The organism is Planococcus chinensis (assembly GCF_020071995.1).
GTDB lineage: Bacteria > Bacillota > Bacilli > Bacillales_A > Planococcaceae > Planococcus > Planococcus chinensis_A.
In genome coordinates, this window is record NZ_JABWTK010000001.1 from 286720 (window position 1) to 304093 (window position 17374).

Annotated in this window: 16 protein-coding genes; 13 read left to right on the forward strand and 3 right to left on the reverse strand. The window is 48.5% G+C overall.

Annotation, left to right across the window (positions count from 1 at the left end; all coding sequences use genetic code 11):
• Positions 1-60: 60 nt before the first annotated feature.
• From HU147_RS01485 to HU147_RS01495, 3 genes are all read left to right on the forward strand, one after another.
• Complete coding sequence (locus HU147_RS01485) at positions 61-945, forward strand: ABC transporter ATP-binding protein (RefSeq protein ID WP_224074552.1); 885 nt, start codon at positions 61-63, stop codon at positions 943-945.
• Between the two features lie 2 nt (positions 946-947).
• Positions 948-2156, forward strand: a complete 1209-nt coding sequence (locus HU147_RS01490) for an ABC transporter permease (RefSeq protein WP_224074553.1) — start codon at positions 948-950, stop codon at positions 2154-2156.
• Positions 2157-2293: 137 nt separating this feature from the next.
• Positions 2294-2590 (forward strand): antibiotic biosynthesis monooxygenase family protein, encoded by a 297-nt coding sequence (locus tag HU147_RS01495; protein WP_224074554.1) that lies wholly within the window; start codon positions 2294-2296, stop codon positions 2588-2590.
• 68 nt (positions 2591-2658) lie between these two features.
• On the opposite strand, the gene HU147_RS01500 is transcribed toward HU147_RS01495, so the two are convergent.
• Positions 2659-3165, reverse strand: a complete 507-nt coding sequence (locus tag HU147_RS01500) for a DUF6241 domain-containing protein (RefSeq protein WP_224074555.1) — start codon at positions 3163-3165, stop codon at positions 2659-2661.
• A gap of 397 nt (positions 3166-3562) precedes the next feature.
• On the opposite strand from HU147_RS01500, the gene HU147_RS01505 reads away from it, so the two are divergent.
• A complete protein-coding gene (locus tag HU147_RS01505; protein ID WP_224074556.1) occupies positions 3563-4249 on the forward strand; it encodes a FusB/FusC family EF-G-binding protein in 687 nt (228 codons plus the stop codon).
• Positions 4250-4313: 64 nt separating this feature from the next.
• Here the strand turns inward: HU147_RS01505 and HU147_RS01510 are convergent, their stop codons facing one another.
• A complete protein-coding gene (locus HU147_RS01510) occupies positions 4314-5459 on the reverse strand; it encodes a M20 family metallopeptidase (RefSeq protein WP_224074557.1) in 1146 nt (381 codons plus the stop codon).
• A 173-nt stretch (positions 5460-5632) separates the two neighbouring features.
• Between HU147_RS01510 and HU147_RS01515 the strand changes: the two genes are divergently transcribed.
• The 8 genes from HU147_RS01515 to HU147_RS01550 are packed head-to-tail and all read left to right on the forward strand — an operon-like array spanning position 5633 to position 15033.
• A complete protein-coding gene (locus HU147_RS01515) occupies positions 5633-7009 on the forward strand; it encodes a M20/M25/M40 family metallo-hydrolase (protein ID WP_224074558.1) in 1377 nt (458 codons plus the stop codon).
• On the forward strand, positions 7006-8247 hold the full coding sequence (locus tag HU147_RS01520; protein WP_224074559.1) for a M20 metallopeptidase family protein: 1242 nt from the start codon (positions 7006-7008) through the stop codon (positions 8245-8247). The genes HU147_RS01515 and HU147_RS01520 overlap by 4 nt, the downstream gene beginning before the upstream one ends.
• Complete coding sequence (locus HU147_RS01525) at positions 8244-9794, forward strand: ABC transporter substrate-binding protein (protein WP_224074560.1); 1551 nt, start codon at positions 8244-8246, stop codon at positions 9792-9794. The genes HU147_RS01520 and HU147_RS01525 overlap by 4 nt, the downstream gene beginning before the upstream one ends.
• Positions 9795-9837: 43 nt before the next feature.
• Positions 9838-10752: an ABC transporter permease gene (locus HU147_RS01530; protein ID WP_224074561.1), complete on the forward strand. Its 915-nt coding sequence runs from the start codon at positions 9838-9840 to the stop codon at positions 10750-10752.
• A 26-nt stretch (positions 10753-10778) separates the two neighbouring features.
• Entirely contained in the window at positions 10779-11672 is an 894-nt protein-coding gene (locus HU147_RS01535; RefSeq protein WP_224074861.1) for an ABC transporter permease, read from the forward strand.
• A gap of 17 nt (positions 11673-11689) precedes the next feature.
• Positions 11690-12658, forward strand: coding sequence for an ABC transporter ATP-binding protein (locus HU147_RS01540; protein WP_224074562.1), 969 nt, complete (start codon positions 11690-11692; stop codon positions 12656-12658).
• Between the two features lie 11 nt (positions 12659-12669).
• Positions 12670-13692, forward strand: coding sequence for an ABC transporter ATP-binding protein (locus HU147_RS01545; RefSeq protein WP_224074563.1), 1023 nt, complete (start codon positions 12670-12672; stop codon positions 13690-13692).
• 18 nt (positions 13693-13710) lie between these two features.
• Complete coding sequence (locus HU147_RS01550) at positions 13711-15033, forward strand: hypothetical protein (RefSeq protein ID WP_224074564.1); 1323 nt, start codon at positions 13711-13713, stop codon at positions 15031-15033.
• A 65-nt stretch (positions 15034-15098) separates the two neighbouring features.
• Here HU147_RS01550 and HU147_RS01555 read toward each other — a convergent pair whose 3' ends face one another.
• Positions 15099-16241: a 2-methylaconitate cis-trans isomerase PrpF family protein gene (locus HU147_RS01555; protein WP_224074565.1), complete on the reverse strand. Its 1143-nt coding sequence runs from the start codon at positions 16239-16241 to the stop codon at positions 15099-15101.
• Positions 16242-16371: 130 nt separating this feature from the next.
• Here HU147_RS01555 and HU147_RS01560 point away from each other — a divergent pair, with 130 nt between their 5' ends.
• On the forward strand, positions 16372-17235 hold the full coding sequence (locus tag HU147_RS01560) for a LysR family transcriptional regulator (RefSeq protein WP_224074566.1): 864 nt from the start codon (positions 16372-16374) through the stop codon (positions 17233-17235).
• Positions 17236-17374 lie beyond the last annotated feature (139 nt).

Here is a 17374-nt window from a genome sequence, read left to right on the forward strand (position 1 = left end):
TGGCGGGTGTGCTGGTCATTGTCGTGTATAAAGCATTTTTCTAAAGAGAGGGAGATTAGGATGAACCTGACGATCAACGATTTAAACAAGCATTTCGGACCTTACCACGCGGTAAAGAACTTGTCTTTATCGGTCAACCAAGGCGAAGCCGTGGGGCTGCTGGGAAGAAACGGAGCGGGGAAAACCACGACAATCCGGATGATTCTCGGGTTATTGCAGCAGGAAAGCGGCAGCATTGAATGGGGAGGCCGGCCGTTTTCCCGCAAAGAAGTGAAACTCGGATATCTGCCGGAGGAAAGAGGGCTGTACCCCAAGATGAACATGCTCGACCAATTGGTGTATTTCGGCCAATTGGAAGGCATGAGCAAGCGCGCCGCCAAACAGGAAGCCTTGAAATGGATCGAGCGCCTGGGAATCAGTGAGTACCTCAAAAAAGACACCGGGGATTTATCAAAAGGAAACCAGCAAAAAATTCAATTGATCGCGGCGCTGATGCACGATCCGGACCTGATCATCCTGGATGAGCCTTTCAGCGGTTTGGATCCGGTCAATGCACAAATGCTCGAAAGTGTGATCGAAGATTTGATCGGGCTGAAGAAAACGCTGATCTTTTCGAGCCACCGGATGGAAAGCGTGGAATCGTTCTGCGACCGCGTGTATTTGATGAAGCACGGCGAAGTGGTGCTGTCGGGCGCCATTTCAGACATCAAAACACGGTACGGCTTCAAGTATGTGAATATTGAATCTTCGCAGCCGCTAGAGGAACATTTAGTGGGGCTGCAGACGGATTTCGTGAAAAAAGGAAGAGAATATCAATTGCAGGTCAGTTCCATGGAACAGGGGCTGCACCTCATCGAGAAACTGAAAAGCTTGGTGGCGATCCGGAAAATCGGCATCGCTGACCCGTCGCTCAACCAAATATTTATTGAAAAGGCAGGGGATTAACGATGAGAAACTTCTATTTGGTCTTCAAGCAATCGTTCCGGGAAAGAGTGACATCCAAGTCGTACCTGACGACAACGCTCGCCTTGATCCTGATTTCCATCTTCGCCATTTCGCTGCCGAGCCTACTCGAGAATTTTGCAGACGCGAAAGAGGAAGTGGCGGTCATCTCCAACGCGCCGGAGATCCAGCTGGCGGAACTGGAAGGGCAATTGACAGACTGGGAGTGGAAAGAAGGAACGGACAGCCAGGTGAGTTCGTTGAAGGAAGATGCCCAGGAAGGAAAAATTGCGGGCTTGTACATAATCGATAAAGGCGAAAGCAATTATTCCGTCACGTACTTCTCAAAAAACAACGACGTCGTCTTGAATTCGTCGCTGTCTCAGTATCTGCAAGCGAAAAATACGCAACGGATTGCCGACAGCAACGGCATATCGGCGGCTGACCAGCAAGCCCTGTTCGTGCCAGTCGCCATGGAAAAAGGGTCGTTCACTTCAGAGAACGAAGTTTCGGTCTTTGTGATTTACTTGATGCTGATGTTCATCTTGATGGCGGTCATGATGTACGGCACCACCATTGCCACCGGCGTCGCCTCGGAAAAAGCGTCGCGCGTCATGGAAGTGATGGTGACTAAAGTGAACCCGCTGGCGATGATCTTCGGAAAAATTTTCGGCATTGCGCTGGCGAGCCTCGTGCAGTTTGCGGCTTTCTTCGGATCAGTCGCGCTGTATTTGAAATCAGGAATCGTGGAACCGGCACAGAGCCTCGGAAACTTTGAATTGAATCTTTCGGCTTTGACCATCGAGCACTGCGTGTACTTCTTTATCTTCTTCTTACTGGGATATTTGTTATATGCCTCCCTGTATGCGGTATTTGGTTCGATGGTGAGCCGTCCCGAAGAACTCAACGGCACAACGATGCCGATTTCCATCCTGTTGATGGTCAGCGCTTTTTCCGGCATCCTGTTCGTACTTGATGACCCGACTTCGACGCTGTCGAAGTTCATGGCAACATTCCCGTTTACGTCGCCATTCAATATGATCATCCTGATTATGAAAGATGCGGCTTCGTTTGCGGAAATCAGCCTGTCCATCGGGCTGCTTGTCCTGACCACATTTGCATTCGGCTATTTTGCAGCCAAAGTCTACCCGAAAGGCATCCTGCACTTCGGGGAGAACTTGAAACTGCGCCAGCTGATCATGAGAAAGTCATAAGAATAGGCACAAGAAAATGAAGAGACACGCCGCATGCGCGGTGCTGTCTCTTCCCTTTCTGTTCGAAAAGAAGGAATCGGGAATTTTAAAGGGAATCAATAAAAGAAGTCATAATTGGCAGAAGAAGGAGGGTTCACATGATTTTAGAGGCTGCAGTTCTTTACGTAAAACCGGGCATGGAGAAAGAGTACGAAGAGGCTTTTCGACAAGCATCTGCGATTATTTCTTCGATGAACGGCTACTTGTCCCACGAATTGCAGCGGTGCATGGAAGTGACAGGGAAGTATTTGCTGCTAGTGGAATGGGAAAGATTAGAAGACCATACTGTAGGGTTCAGGCAATCTCCTGAATACTTGGAATGGAAGCGATTGTTGCATCCCTTTTATGAACCGTTTCCGGTTGTGGAGCATTTTGAGAAACTCGATCTTACATAAAATTTCGTTATTGCTTGGAAAGAAGATGCCGTTACAAGCATCTTCTTTTTTATAGTGGACGGTTTGGCTTAGAAGTTTGAACGGGTATAGGCCTGTTCTTCTTCTTCGGTCATCAGCCGGCTCGCTTTGCCAATGGTTCCGCCGTGCCAGCTCCAAATGGTGTTATGGACATCGACGGCATTGGAAAAGTCGCCTTTCTGCCAAGCTTCGAGCGTACTCTGGTAAAAATCTTTTTCCTCGAAATCCCCCGCTTCGACAATCGTCTGCAGCTCTGCGATATTCGCCGGCGTGATCAGCCGCACCTGTCCCCATTTGTCGGCTGCGTAGACTTTGCTGTGGCTCATCTCGTGAAGGTGGTCCTGCAGCTTCTTTTCATCCATGTCGGCAGAAAAAGGGGTATCGGTAAATTCCAGCGTCCGTTCGGGTTGCTGCACTTCCGGAGCCTGGACGCTGGCAGAAACGGCACGCGGCTCTTCGCCTTTTGCGGCTTCGCGCTGAATGAACCAATAGCCGCCGACCGCAAGCAGGGCAATCGCTCCAAAGCTGATGACTGTCGTCCAAATTGTTTGCTTCAAATAAAAAACTCCTTTTCAGTAATCGATTTCCAGTCGGTTTGGTCTTCTCAATTATCGGATATCAAATCTTGGGCGGCAATGATATTTTTATGCTTTACTTTCCAGCGATTTTCCATACTAGCGGCTTGTGTACTTTTGGACTTTTCAATTGGAAACCAACAGGCAATTCGAGTATGATAAACCCATGAGGGAGAAATCCCTGTTTTTGAAAGGAAGTGGTATCAGATGACAATGCAGCATCAATTGTCAGCGTCACGCAAAACTCATGCAAAGCCGGTTACTCCGAATGGCGATACTTTGTGTGGGGCAAGCAAGAACTAGATCGCCCGTCAATGTGTCATTCCCTGTACACGGCTCCCTTATAGATATTCAATCCAAAAAATAAGGAGTGGCTCCAATGATACATGTAAAAGAAACAACCGATAAAACAGGAAATACTGGCGCACGTCCGGAAGCATTCATCCGGAACGACCAGTTTAACTTTATTAAAGACCAGACGCGGATCCTCGTGACCGGGCAGGCGACCGGCAACGACGCCGAAGTGCTGAGCGTCCTCCGGCATCTCTCGCACGAAAAAGTGTTCAATTTGTTCCCGTCGCTGAACGCCAAACAAAAAGCGGTGCTGAACCCGCTCGCAAGCGTCAAGGAAAAGGCGGACGCCGAAGCGTTTCTCGAAGGGCTCGAGCCGTACATCATCCCGTTCAAGACGGTGACCGACGGAGCTTTAAAAAAATTGTTCCCGAAAGCGAAAAAGCTGAAAGGGCCGAAGTTCGAGAACATCGACTTCAAGAAGCTGTCGTACCTCGCCTGGACCGAAAGTTCGAACCTGATGTACCTCGTCTACGAAAAGGACGGGCGCCTGGAAGGCATCCACGGATCCTTGGCGCGCAGCCACAAAAAAGGCATCTGCGCCATCTGCAACCGCCACAGCGAAGTCGGCATGTTCACTGCCAAGACGAAAAGCTCCGGGCAGGACAATTACATCAAGCGCGGCAACTACATCTGCCAGGACCCCGAAGTCTGCAACGGCAACCTGAATGGGTTGGAGCGGCTTGGGGAATTTACGGAAATGATTCAGAAATAAATAAGAAAAGGGCTTTCCAGGAGACTGGAGAGCCCTTTTTCTATGAGGAGATTCGATTCTTAGCTTAACTGTTCCCAATCTCCAAACAAAGCTCCGCTACAAGAGCACAGCGCTCACTGAAGCGGTCAAAATGAATATGTTCGTGGATGGCATGCGGGCCATCGCCTGGAATTCCTAAACCATCAAGCGTCGGGATGCCGAGAGCGGCCGTAAAATTGCCGTCGCTTCCACCACCAGCTTTTGCTTCGTAGATCTCAAACCCGAGACGTTTTCCGGCAAGTTTTGCTTTTTGGTAAAGCTGCTCGCTTCCGAGGCTCTTTTCCATAGGCGGCCGGTTCAATTCGCCAGTGATGGAAAGTTCGGCAGAAGGGTGAAGCGGATGCAGATTTTCAAGGACCTGGATTAATTTATCTGCCTCATCGGTGGATGTTACGCGGAAATCGATTTCAGCCACTGCAGAAGCGGAAACTACATTGCTGCTCGTTCCTCCTTTGATCACCCCGACATTTACGGTAGTGCCTTTATCGTAATTTGTCAGTTCTTCTAATGTAATGATTTGCTGTGCCAGTTCATATATGGCGCTGACGCCGTCTTCGTGATGATTCCCGGCATGTGAACTGACCCCTTTTACTTCCAGTGTATACCTGCCTACTCCTTTTCTTTCCGTCTTCAACGCAAATGATTCAGAGACAGGCGGCTCCATCACAAATACAGCGTCACACGTTTTGGCTGCTTCTTCGATTACCGAACGGGAAGTTTTGCTGCCGATTTCTTCATCGGCTGTGAAAAGATAAACCGGGGAGAAAGGCAACTCTTCCATCTGCTGCTGAAGGGAACGGACAGCCCAGATAGATGACAGCAGCCCTGCTTTCATATCAAAAACACCAGGACCGTAAATATCTTCGCCTTTTTCAATTATCGGAAGGGCACCTACTTCCCATACCGTATCAAAATGACTTAGAAAAAGGATGCGGGGTTTTGGAGAGGGCTCTTCGAGCGTAAATAAAAAGTGGTCTCCAGTAAGTTCTCTGTTAAAATTTTCAAGCTTCCAATTACCATTTAACCTATTTTGGAAGATTTCCTTTAAAATGTTCCCACAATTATCGACCTTTTCTTTGCGGTGGCTTGGTGACTCCGCTTTTACCAATTCCAGTAAATCTTCCTTGATTCGATCTTTATTTTGTTCTAAATAGTCATAAATTGCGTTCATGGGCCTCATTCTCCTTTTGAATTCATCTTTATTTATACATAATCATAAATAAATTAATAAATCAATTGATTTTGAAAAAACTGAAAATTGTATTGACATGTATTTGATAAGGCGTGTAAAGTATTAGAAAACATTAAGGAAAATTTCCTTAATTGAATGGAGCGGATAAATGGATGGGAAAAATTGATCAATTTATTGAACGCAACCGGGACCTGTACATAAAATGGCTGACTGATTTTTGTGAAATTCCAAGTGTAGCTGCTCAGAATAGAGGAATGGAAGACGCGGTAAAATATTTGGATGAATTATTCGACACGGCTTTTTCCATTGAACCGGAAAAATTGCAGACTTCCGGTTTTCCGGTAGTTTTTGCCGAATTAAAGGGAAAATCCGATAGAACTTTAAGTTTCTATAACCACTACGATGTGCAGCCGGAAGATCCGGTTGAATTGTGGGAAACTCCGGCGTTTGAACCGGACATTCGGAATGGGAAAATCTTTGCCCGTGGAGTAGCCGATAATAAAGGGAATCTGATTGCCCGCTTAGCTGCCCTTCATGCCATCCAGGAGGTGGGGGAAGAATTGCCGGTCAATATCAAATGCATATTTGAAGGGGAAGAAGAGATCGGCAGTTTGAATCTGCCGGAATTTGCTGAGAAGTATGCAGAGAAGATACATTCCGATGGCTGTGTCTGGGAGTTCGGGTATCGGGATGCGGACGGCGCTACGCAAGTCAGCCTCGGGGTCAAAGGAATGTTGTATATCGAACTGCAAGCCAGAGGGGCAAATACCGATCTGCATTCTGCTCAAGCCGCCATCATCGAAAGTCCGGTATGGAAATTGGTTTGGGCATTGAACTCATTGAAAGATCAAAACGAAAAAATTCTCATTCCTGGATTTTATGATGACATTGAACCGATTACAGCTTTAGACGATGAAATGCTTTCGCGTTACAGGCTCGATGAAAAAGAAACGCTGAACAAGCTCGGCCTTGAGCATTTCGTGTTGAACCTGGAAGGGCATCGTTTAAAAGAAAAGCATATTTTCGAACCGACATGCAATATTTGCGGCATTGTTTCAGGCTACACCGGGGAAGGGACGAAGACTGTGCTTCCTTCAGAAGCGAAAGCGAAACTCGATTTCCGGTTAGTGCCCGGGCAAGATCCTGAAAAAGTTTTGGCGCAGTTGAGGCAGCATCTGGATGCCAATGGCTTTGAAGACATTTCAATCCATGTGACAAGCTCTGAAAGGGCGGCGCGCACGAAACCCGACGAAGCCATTGTAGAAGCGATGATTGCAGTGGCGGAGCAGTACGGTGATAAAAAACCGAATATCGTCCCGAATACTCCCGGGACAGGTCCAATGTATGAATTATGCCAGGCCCTCGGAATTCCTTCAGCATCTTTCGGGGTGGGGAATTTCGAGTCCAATAACCACGCGCCGAATGAAAATATTAACGTAGAAGACTATATAGAAGGCATTAAAATGATCGCAGCACTTGTTTTTGAATTCAGCAAGCAATTTGAAAAAGAAGGAAGTGTGCATTCATGACAGTAACTGTCGGCAGCAGCCGGGAATTTTCAAATTTAGCGAATACACATCCGGAGTGGCATGAGGCAATCGGTTCCCTGTTTGAAGAAGTCGTAGCAATCCGGCGAGACTTGCACAAAAATCCGGAATTGTCGTTCCAGGAGACGCGGACAGCAGGCATCGTTTCGGCGCGCTTGCGGGAATGGGGATACGAAGTCACGGAAAACGTCGGAGGAACAGGCGTTGTCGGCCTCCTGAAGAGCGGGGTGCCGGGCCCGGTCGTTGGACTGCGGGCCGATATGGACGCTCTTCCGATGATGGATGAAATTGCGGCGGATTACCGGAGCCAGCGGGACGGGGCAGCCCATACATGCGGACATGATGCCCATACGGCCATCTTGTTGGGGGTGGCAAAACTATATTCGGAGAAAGGTCTTCCGTGCGGGACGCTCAAGCTGATTTTCCAGCCTGCTGAAGAAATTGGAGAAGGAGCGGCTGCCATGATTGCAGACGGCGCCCTCCAAAACCCCAAAGTCGATTTGATGGCTGGGCTCCATGTCCATCCCACACTTCACACGGGAGAATTTTCGGTCACCACAGCCGAATACAGCTGTGCGGCGGTTGACATCTTTGAACTTGAAGTGAAAGGGAAGGGAGGGCACGCAGCCCACCCGCACCAAACCGTCGATCCGATCATGATTTCCGCCCAGATTCTCGTGGCGCTCCAGCAGATTGTCAGCCGGCAGGTTGATCCGCTCGACTCGGTCGTACTGAGTTTCGGACAGATCGAAGCAGGCAGCAAAGCGACGATCATCCCGAATTCCGTTCTACTAAAAGGGACGGTCCGTACGCTGAAGCCTGAAACCCGCAAAGAGATGCCGGAGCGGATGGCGGCCATCGCTTCCGGAATCGCACAAAGTTTCGGGGGAGAATGCGAGCTGGACTATCAGTTTATAACACCTTCCATCAAAATTGACGGCTCAGCACGTGAATTGCTTTCGGATACCATCAGTGAATTGTATGGAGAAGATGCATTAAAGATCAGCCTGCCCTCGATGGGCGGGGAAGATTTCGCCTATTTCTCACAGGAAGTGCCATCCGTCTTTTTCCGGCTGGGCACGAAAAACGGAGAAGCGACCGCTTTCCCGAATCACAATACGCGCTTTGATGTAGATGAACAAGCGTTCCTTTACGGGATATCGGTGCTTGGTTTGTTGACATACAACTACTTAAAAAAGAATGAGGGGGAAAAAGGATGAAGAAAAAACTATGGGCATTATTCCTTGTGCTGGTGCTGGTTTTGGCTGGATGTTCAGGCGGCGGGGAAAGCAGCAGCTCCGAAGGGGAAGAACCGGTTGAGAAAAGCGACAGCAAAACGCTGACGATTGCAAACGGAACAGATATTGTGACATTCGACATCCACGATCATAACACGACTTCTACAGAAGCGGTCCATGTCAACATGTTCAATTACCTTGTAACCAATGACGGTGAAGGAGGCTTCCAGCCCGATCTTGCTGAAAGCTGGGAAAACGTGAACGATACGACATGGTCTTTCAAATTGAAAGAAGGCGTCAAATTCCATAACGGCGAAGATTTGACAGCAGATGACGTGAAATTCACTTTGGAAAGAATCGCGAAAGACGATACCTTGCTCGAGCACGGGAACTACAATCAGATCCAGGAAGTGAAAGTGGTAAGCGATTATGAGTTTGAAATCATCACGAAAAACCCGGAGCCAGCGCTTTTGAACAGACTATCGCGCCTGGGTTCAAGTATTTTGCCGAAGGATTATATTGAAACAGAAGGCTGGGAAGTGTTCCTTGAGCAGCCGATCGGCACAGGACCATACAAATTTAAAGAATGGAAAAAAGACGACCGTTTGACGCTTGAAGCGAATGCGGAATACTTCGGTGATGCGCCTAAATGGGAAGAGCTTGTTTTCCGCAGCATCCCGGAAGATTCAACGCGTGTTTCGGAATTGCTGACAGGCGGAGTTGACGTTGCCGTGAACATTCCTCCTACAGATATTGAACGAATTGACAACACGGACGGGGTATCGGTTGTTCAATCACCTACTCAACGGGTCATGATGTTCACGCTGCGCACGGATGCCGACAGTGTGACAGGCGACCCGAAAGTCAGAGAAGCGATTGATTTGGCGATTGACAAGCAGGCGATTGTGGATTCGTTGCTTGGCGGTGCAGGTACGGTTACACGTACAAGAGTCACGCCAGGAAACGTCGGAGCCAACGAAGATCTGTACGAACAAACACTTTACGATCCGGAAAAAGCAAAACAGCTTCTTGAAGAAGCAGGCTATGCGGACGGACTTGAAATTTCGATGGCAGCACCGAACGGCCGTTACTTGAAAGATAAGGAAACGGTCGAACTGGTTACAGCAATGCTTTCGGAAGTCGGAATCACAGTAAACCTGGAATTGATGGAATGGAGTGCGTTCAACCAGCGCTACCAAGAAAGAGCGTTCAATGAAATGTTCTATATCGGCTACGGAAACTCGATGTTCGATGCTTCTTTGGCGCTGGACCGTTTGACGACGGAAGAAGCGAAAGGCGAATCGGATTACAACAATCCTGAAGTCAATGATTTGCTGTTGGCTGCTGAACAAAACATGAATGCAGAAGAGCGAGCGCAGCAATACCAAAAAGCACAGGAAATTATTGCGGAAGAGCGCCCGCAGATCTACATGTTCCAGTTGAACGCCATTACCGGAGTCAACGACCGTGTTGAGTTCGAACCGCTCTTAAACGAAATGTTCTATGCAGACTCAATTACATTGAAATAAAAGAAGGGGGCATGCCCCCTTTTTTTTAATCGGGAGGTTTCATATGAAGTATTTTTTCCAAAGCTTGCTAAAGACGATTCCTGTTCTGATTCTGATCACGCTGATTGTCTTTTTGCTGGTGAGGGTGACAGGCGACCCGGTCTCCTTGATGCTGCCTGAAACGGCAACCGATGCGGAAAGGGATTCGTTGAGAGAGTCGATGGGGTTCAACGATCCAATCATGATTCAGTATTTCAATTATCTGGGCGATTTGGTTACCGGGGATTTCGGGGATTCGTTCCGCTACAACACGGACGCGCTGAACCTCATTTTAGAAAGGCTGCCTGCTACATTGGAACTTGCCATTGCCGCTATGATTGTCGCCATCATCATTTCGGTTCCGCTCGGCATATTATCAGCTGTTAAAAGAAACAGTTTTTTTGACTTATTTATCACCGGTGGAGCGGTGCTGGGGAAAGCGATGCCGAATTTCTGGCTGGGCATCATGCTCATTCTTTTGCTATCCGTAACGTTTCAATTCTTTCCGGTTTCCGGCAGGGGGACATTAGGCCATCTGGTGCTGCCCGCTTTAACTTTAGGTACGGGCATTGCAGCGGAAATGACCCGGCTGATCCGCTCAAGCATGCTTGAAATTCTGGGGCAGGACTTTATCCGCACCGCCCGAAGCAAGGGGCTGGGCGAAGCGATCATTGTCAATAAGCATGCTTTCCGGAATGCCCTGATTCCGGTTGTGACCATCATGGCGCTGCAGACGTCGACGCTCATCGGCGGTACATTGATCACGGAAACGGTATTTGCTTGGCCGGGGCTTGGCCAATTGCTCGTTCAATCTGTGAACTTGCGGGATATGGCGGTCGTACAGGCTGCTACGTTCATCATTGCCATATTTGTAATTCTGAGCAATTTGATTGCGGATTTGGTTTATCGCTTGCTGGACCCTCGCATTAAATATGATTAAAGGAGGTCATGGAATTGACAAAGGTAATGGAACCTATCGCAGAAAGCGGAAAAGTTAAAACCCAGGCCTCTTATAAAAAGCTTGGGAAACGGCTGCTCAGAAGCAAGACAGGAATGATTGGCCTCATCATTGTGGCGGCTGTAGTGCTGATGGCCATTTTGGCTCCGCTGCTGGCGCAGCATGATCCGGCTAAAACGGATGTCATCAACCGCCTGCTGCCGCCGTTTTGGCTGGAAGGCGGCAATACGGAATTTCTTCTGGGGACGGACAATCTCGGAAGGGATATCCTGAGCCGGATCATCTACGGCTCCCGCATCTCACTGCTGATCGGGATTAGTGCCGTTCTTCTTGCCGGTGCAATCGGCATGGCGTTGGGGCTGGTTGCGGGTTATTACGGAAAAGTTTGGGATTTCATCATCATGCGGACAGTGGATTCGCTGTTGGCCATCCCGAATATCCTGTTCATGCTAATTATTCTGGCAGTAATGGGGCCGAGCCTGATTACGCTGATTTTGGTTCTTGGAGGAACGTCGTGGGTGGTCTATGCCCGCATGGTCCGAAGCGAAACGCTCAGCATAAAAGAAAGGGATTATGTCCGTTCTGCCAAAGCGATCGGCGCAAAAGATTTCCGGATCATCATGAAATACATTTTGCCGAACGTCATTTCTTCGTTTATCGTCATTGCCACATTGAATGTTGCCACCACAATTATTCTGGAAGCAAGTTTAAGTTTTCTCGGACTTGGTATACAGCCGCCGGATGTCTCCTGGGGCCTGATGCTGAGTGATGGGAGAGAATACATCGCGACAAGCTGGTGGGTAGCCACATTCCCGGGCATTGCCATAACGGTAACGGTGCTGGGAGTCATCTTCCTAGGCGACTGGCTGCGTGACGTATTAGATCCGAAAATCAAAGATTAATGAAGGAAGGTGAAGGCATGCGTGAAAGCCTTTTAAGCGTAGATGATTTAAAGGTCCGTTTTAAGACCGAGGATGGCTATGTTTCGACTGTCAACGGTGTTTCTTTTGATGTAGAAAAAGGAGAGACGCTGGCGATTGTCGGAGAATCGGGCAGCGGCAAAAGCGTCACGTCGCTTGCCTTGATGGGCATTCTGCCGGCCAATGGAGAAGTGTATAACGGAGAACTACTATTTGAAGATAAAGATTTGCGGAATTTAACAAAAAAACAGTACCGGCAATTGCGCGGCAATGAAATCGCGATGATTTTCCAGGAACCGATGACCGCATTGAATCCGGTTTTCACAATCGGCTATCAATTGCGCGAAACCTTGATGCTTCACTATAAACTGTCGAAAGACCAGGCGCAGAAAAAAGGCATTGAAATGCTCGAGACGGTCGGGATTCCGGATGCCGAGAAAGTGATGGGGCGGTTTCCGCATCAGCTTTCCGGCGGGATGAGGCAGCGGGTCATGATTGCGATGGCGCTGTCGTGCAATCCGAAGCTGTTGATTGCTGATGAGCCGACTACCGCGCTCGATGTGACGATACAGGCGCAAATTCTGACTTTGCTGCGGAATTTGAAGGAAAAGTCCAATACAAGCATCATGATCATCACGCACGATTTGGGTGTTGTGGCCGAGCTTGCCGACCGGGTCATCGTCATGTATGCCGGGGAAGTCGTGGAACAGGCGCCGATCAATGAATTGTTTGAACGTCCGCTCCACCCTTATACACAGGGGTTAATGGCCTCCATCCCGAAAATCCACGATGTGGTGGATGAATTGTATTCCATCGAAGGCACAGTTCCGAATCCGGCGGCGATGCCGACCGGCTGTAAATTCCACCCGCGTTGTCCGTTGGGGGACATTGAATGTACGAAAGTCCATCCCGCTCTGGAATTTGTGTCCGAAACCCATTCCAAGCGCTGCATCAAGGTGAAAGGATAGGAGGGACCTGAATGAACACTGCAGAAGACCAAGTAATCATGGAAGTGAAAAATTTAAAAAAGCATTTTGATATGTCAAAGGGCTTTATCAAAAAGACGAACACGAAAGTGCGGGCGGTGGACGGGCTCAATTTTAAAGTTTATAAAGGCGAAACGCTCGGCATCGTAGGCGAGTCGGGCTGCGGCAAATCGACCACCGGCAACTTGATGCTCGGTTTACTGGATGCGACGGAAGGGAATATTTACTTCCAGAACGAAGATATTGCCCATATGACACAGGCGGAGCTCCGCAAGGCAAGGCGGGATTTGCAGGTCATCTTCCAGGACCCTTACTCGTCCCTGAACCCCCGCATGACCGTGGAGCAGCTGGTGGGGGAGCCGCTGGTCGTCCATGGGCTGGCTTCGGGAAAAGAACTGAAAAAGCAGGTCACGGAACTGCTGGAACTGGTAGGGCTCCGGGAGCACCAGATGAAGTTGTATCCGCATGAATTCTCAGGCGGACAGCGGCAGCGCATCGGAATTGCCCGGGCTTTGGCGCTAAAGCCGAAAGTGATTGTATGCGACGAAGCTGTTTCGGCTTTGGATGTCTCCATCCAGGCGCAGATTCTGAATCTCTTGAAAAAGCTGCAGAAGGAAATGGATCTGACATATATTTTCATCGCTCATGGCTTGCCGGCGGTACGCCATATCAGCGACCGGATCGGCGTCATGTACCTCGGGAAAATGGTGGAGCTTGCCGGCCGCGACGAGCTGTTTGAAAATCCGCTGCATCCCTATACGCACGCTTTGCTTGATTCCGTTCCGATACCGGATCCGAGATTAAGGAAGGAACACCAATTGATCAAAGGGGAAATTCCGAGCCCCAGCAATCCTCCTTCCGGCTGCCCTTTTCATCCCCGATGTCCAAAGGCGACAGAAAAGTGTAAAGTAGATATGCCGGAATATCGAGAAATTTTGCCTGATCACTTTGTTGCTTGTCATCACCCGTTATTAAATGAAGACACCAGCATACTGCCGGATTCCGCTACAGTTTAATGAAAAGGTGTTGACATTATGAAAGTTCGAATTGGAGCACTTGGCCCTCCAGACTCCTTGCAAGTTATACGTGAAGTCGCTGAATTGGATCCACGGATTGAATTGGTGGAATTTGAGTATTTCGGTTCTGAAGAGTTGCCGAAAATTTTATCGGCGCATCGCTATGATGTCACGCAATGGATTTTTTCAGGTCAAGTACCTTATTACTATTGCTTGGAAAGAGGCCTGATTTCAGAAAATGAGGCCCTATTTCCGCCTCAGCACGGTGTGTCCCTGCTCGGTACTTGTCTGCAAGTGATGCAGGAACATGGCCAATTCGTTTCACGAATGAGTTTGGATACGGTTGACGAATCGATTGTAAATTCATTGTTCTCGGAATACCGTCTAGATAAGATTTCGTTTGAGCTTTTGTCCTATAAGGGCTATATCGAATACGATGAGATTATCAAATTCCATTTTGAGAACGTTAAATCGGGAAGAACCCAAGTGGCGATTACTTGTTTATTGAAGGTTTATTTGGCGCTGCAAAAACTGGGCATTCCTTGTTACCGGGTCGTGCCTTCGAAATTGGCGATCAAAACCGTGCTGGATCTTTTGGTCTCCCGCGCTGAAAGCCAAGTCTACGAAAAGCAGAAAGTCGCAATCATCGGCTTTGAATTGGTCGGGGGCGGAGAAAACCTGAAAAAGACGGTTTACAATTTTGCTGAAAAGCAAAAAGAACTGGAATTTGAACTGGAACTTCTCCAGATCACCAGGAAACTGAATGGCTCGCTAATCAACAGAGGAGCCGGCACCCACTTTATCTACACGACACAAGGGGATTACGAACTCCTTACTTCGGAGCTGCCTTTTTCCCGGATTGCAGATGAAATCAGCCTGAAAACGTCGCTCCGCTTCAATATCGGGATCGGCAGCGGCTATACCATCCACGGCGCCGAGCAACATGTGCAGCAGGCGTTCGAGTACGAAGGGATAGAAGACGGCAGAAAGATTATCTATGTGGATGAAGAGGGCGTCAGTACAAGCCAGTTTGGAGAGGAAGGCGCCGACTCGGTGCCGAACATTCCTTTGCCCGCTTTTTGGAGTGTGGTTTTAAAGGAGAAGGGATACCGGGAACAGATTCCGTTGAAAGTTTATCAATACATCAAGATGAAGAACATTTCGCATTTTTCCAGTGACATGCTGACGTCGCTGTTGAAAAACACGGACCGGAACTCGAGAAGAATCTTGAGCGAACTCGAACAAATGGGGCTGGTCCGTGCGCTGACCGAGGAAAATAACTCCGGGAAACGCGGCCGGCCGAAGAAAATGTATGAGCTGGTTTTGGAGAAAGAAAAGTGAAGAAACAAGGGCTTTCCAGTCTCCTGGAAAGCCCTTTTTCTATTTTATACACAACGCTCCAAGCTTTAAGAGACATTTCCTGAAGCCAAGGGTTTGCTGTAATGGTAATGGTGTTTCGTATAAACAAACCCTTCCAGGATCATCCGGGCGGTGCGGACGACTTTGATGTTGCTGATATGTCCCGCAATCATGTCCACTTTCGTCTCGATGATGCCGGACGGGTGGCCTAAGCGCAGGATCGTATTCTCGACTCGGATGACGTCGTTCAAAACCGTGTCTTTTAGAAAGGCGCCGGCAGTGGTGCAAATGGCGCCGGTGATGGCCAAGGCCTGATGCGGTTTTTGCATCGACATCATCCGGATGCGGCAATCCATTCCGTCCGCTTTCCGTTCAACGCCGTTGACGTCGAAATACGTTTCGGGAGGTGCAATGATCGTCAGTTTCGGTACGGCAGGCGATTTTACCGTCGCTTCTTCCTTTGTGGAAAACAGGCACATTTCAGCAGCAACGGAACGGATTTCTTCCAACTCCGCCAGCTTTTCCGCCGTGAATTCATGCGGCAGTTCCGACCCGGTGAGTCCGACGTCTTCCGCTTTCACAAAAACGAGGGGATTGGCGACATCGATGATGGATACGTCAATCGGGCCGTTTCGTGTGTCGATCCGGTCAATCGGGTTGTCGGTCGGAAACAGCTTGCCGGTGACAGCGCCTTGCGCATCGGTAAACGACAAATAGATGGGGGAGCCGGTCCCAGGAACACCAGGGATTTCGCATTGCCCTTCCGTTTTCACCCGTCCATCCTCCACTTCGACTTCTGCGATGATCACTTTCTGTGTGTTGGTATTAAAGATCCGGACGGCTGTGACAGGTGCAACTGCTGCGACGAGGCCCTGTTCAATGGCATACGGGCCGACCGCAGAAGAGATGTTCCCGCAATTCCCCTTGAAATCCACCAGCTGATTTTCGATGCTGACCTGCGCAAAGGTATATTCCACATCGATTCCGTCGATGTCCGACTTTTTTATGATGGCGGCTTTGCTGGTTAGGGAGTTTCCTCCGCCGAGGCCATCGATTTGCCGCTGGTCCGGGCTTCCCATGATGTCGAGCAGGAAGCTGTCCCACAACACACGGTCCTCCGGCATATCTCCATAATTGATAAATACTCCTTTGCTGGTTCCGCCGCGCATCACGGCAATCGGTATTCTCATCGGATGAACCACCTTTCTGAAAATTCTATTGCTTCTAAAAATAGACTATGGTATTTTGAGTCATAAGTGAAATAGATATTTTGTTCGAACCCTTATCGAAAATACTTATAACATAAATGGAGTGACGAAAATGGATGAAAAAGATTGGGAAGCCATGCAAGTACTATATGAAGAAAAGAACATCAGCCGCGCGTCGGAGCGCTTATACATTTCGCAGCCGGCTTTAACGTACCGCCTAAAAAACCTGGAAAAAGAAGTCGGGACCAAACTTTTTTTCAAAACGAAAAAAGGGATTGAACTGACGGCGGAAGGAATTTATTTATCCCAGTACGCGGAAGAGATGATCACGAAGCTTCAAAATACAAAAGATTATCTGCAAAATATGCAGCAGGAAATCCGGGGGACGATCCGTTTAGGTGTTTCGAGCAATTTTGCGCAGTACAAACTGCCGCCATTATTGAAGGAATTTTTAACAGCCCATCCAAACGTCCAGTTCAGCGTAAACACGGGGTGGAGTGCGGATGTCATGGGGCTCCTTAATTCATCAGAGGTTCATCTCGGAATCCTGCGCGGCGATTACAATTGGACAGGATCGAAGACTTTGCTGCAGACGGAGCAATTGTTTTTGATCTCCAAGAAGGAAGTCGACCTGGAGAAAGTTCCTGAACTGCCGTTCATCAATTACAAGACGGACAGTTCATTAAAAGACATCATCAGCAGTTGGTGGCATAACCGCTATATCGAGCCGCCGATGATCACGATGGAAACGGACCGGCAGGAAACCTGCAAAGAGATGGTGAAAAACGATCTCGGAATCGCCATTTTGCCGGAGATCTGCCTGCGCCCTTCAGACGAGCTTTATAAATACCCGTTGTTTTACGAGAACGGGGAACCGGTTACAAGGGACACGTGGCTCATGTACAACCAGGAATTTCTGAAGCTATCAACGGTCCGGACATTCATCGATTTTCTCAACGACCACCCTTCTTTTTAAAATGAACCGGTTATAAAAATGGATTATAAGTTTTTTTGTTCATTTCTAATAAGATTTATCTATTTTACTTATTGGAGTAGATGAAATATTCTTATAACTAATTCAAAATCTAAGCTGCCAAAGGGACAGAGCGCTTTTG

Excerpts from the sequence above, each read along its gene's own strand:
- HU147_RS01485 (WP_224074552.1), top strand. The coding sequence starts at position 61 with ATGAACCTGACGATCAACGATTTAAACAAGCATTTCGGACCTTACCAC.
- HU147_RS01490 (WP_224074553.1), top strand. The coding sequence starts at position 948 with ATGAGAAACTTCTATTTGGTCTTCAAGCAATCGTTCCGGGAAAGAGTG.
- HU147_RS01495 (WP_224074554.1), top strand. The coding sequence starts at position 2,294 with ATGATTTTAGAGGCTGCAGTTCTTTACGTAAAACCGGGCATGGAGAAA.
- HU147_RS01505 (WP_224074556.1), top strand. The coding sequence starts at position 3,563 with ATGATACATGTAAAAGAAACAACCGATAAAACAGGAAATACTGGCGCA.
- HU147_RS01510 (WP_224074557.1), bottom strand. The coding sequence starts at position 5,459 with ATGAACGCAATTTATGACTATTTAGAACAAAATAAAGATCGAATCAAG.
- HU147_RS01515 (WP_224074558.1), top strand. The coding sequence starts at position 5,633 with ATGGGAAAAATTGATCAATTTATTGAACGCAACCGGGACCTGTACATA.
- HU147_RS01520 (WP_224074559.1), top strand. The coding sequence starts at position 7,006 with ATGACAGTAACTGTCGGCAGCAGCCGGGAATTTTCAAATTTAGCGAAT.
- HU147_RS01525 (WP_224074560.1), top strand. The coding sequence starts at position 8,244 with ATGAAGAAAAAACTATGGGCATTATTCCTTGTGCTGGTGCTGGTTTTG.
- HU147_RS01530 (WP_224074561.1), top strand. The coding sequence starts at position 9,838 with ATGAAGTATTTTTTCCAAAGCTTGCTAAAGACGATTCCTGTTCTGATT.
- HU147_RS01535 (WP_224074861.1), top strand. The coding sequence starts at position 10,779 with ATGGAACCTATCGCAGAAAGCGGAAAAGTTAAAACCCAGGCCTCTTAT.
- HU147_RS01540 (WP_224074562.1), top strand. The coding sequence starts at position 11,690 with ATGCGTGAAAGCCTTTTAAGCGTAGATGATTTAAAGGTCCGTTTTAAG.
- HU147_RS01545 (WP_224074563.1), top strand. The coding sequence starts at position 12,670 with ATGAACACTGCAGAAGACCAAGTAATCATGGAAGTGAAAAATTTAAAA.
- HU147_RS01550 (WP_224074564.1), top strand. The coding sequence starts at position 13,711 with ATGAAAGTTCGAATTGGAGCACTTGGCCCTCCAGACTCCTTGCAAGTT.
- HU147_RS01555 (WP_224074565.1), bottom strand. The coding sequence starts at position 16,241 with ATGAGAATACCGATTGCCGTGATGCGCGGCGGAACCAGCAAAGGAGTA.
- HU147_RS01560 (WP_224074566.1), top strand. The coding sequence starts at position 16,372 with ATGGATGAAAAAGATTGGGAAGCCATGCAAGTACTATATGAAGAAAAG.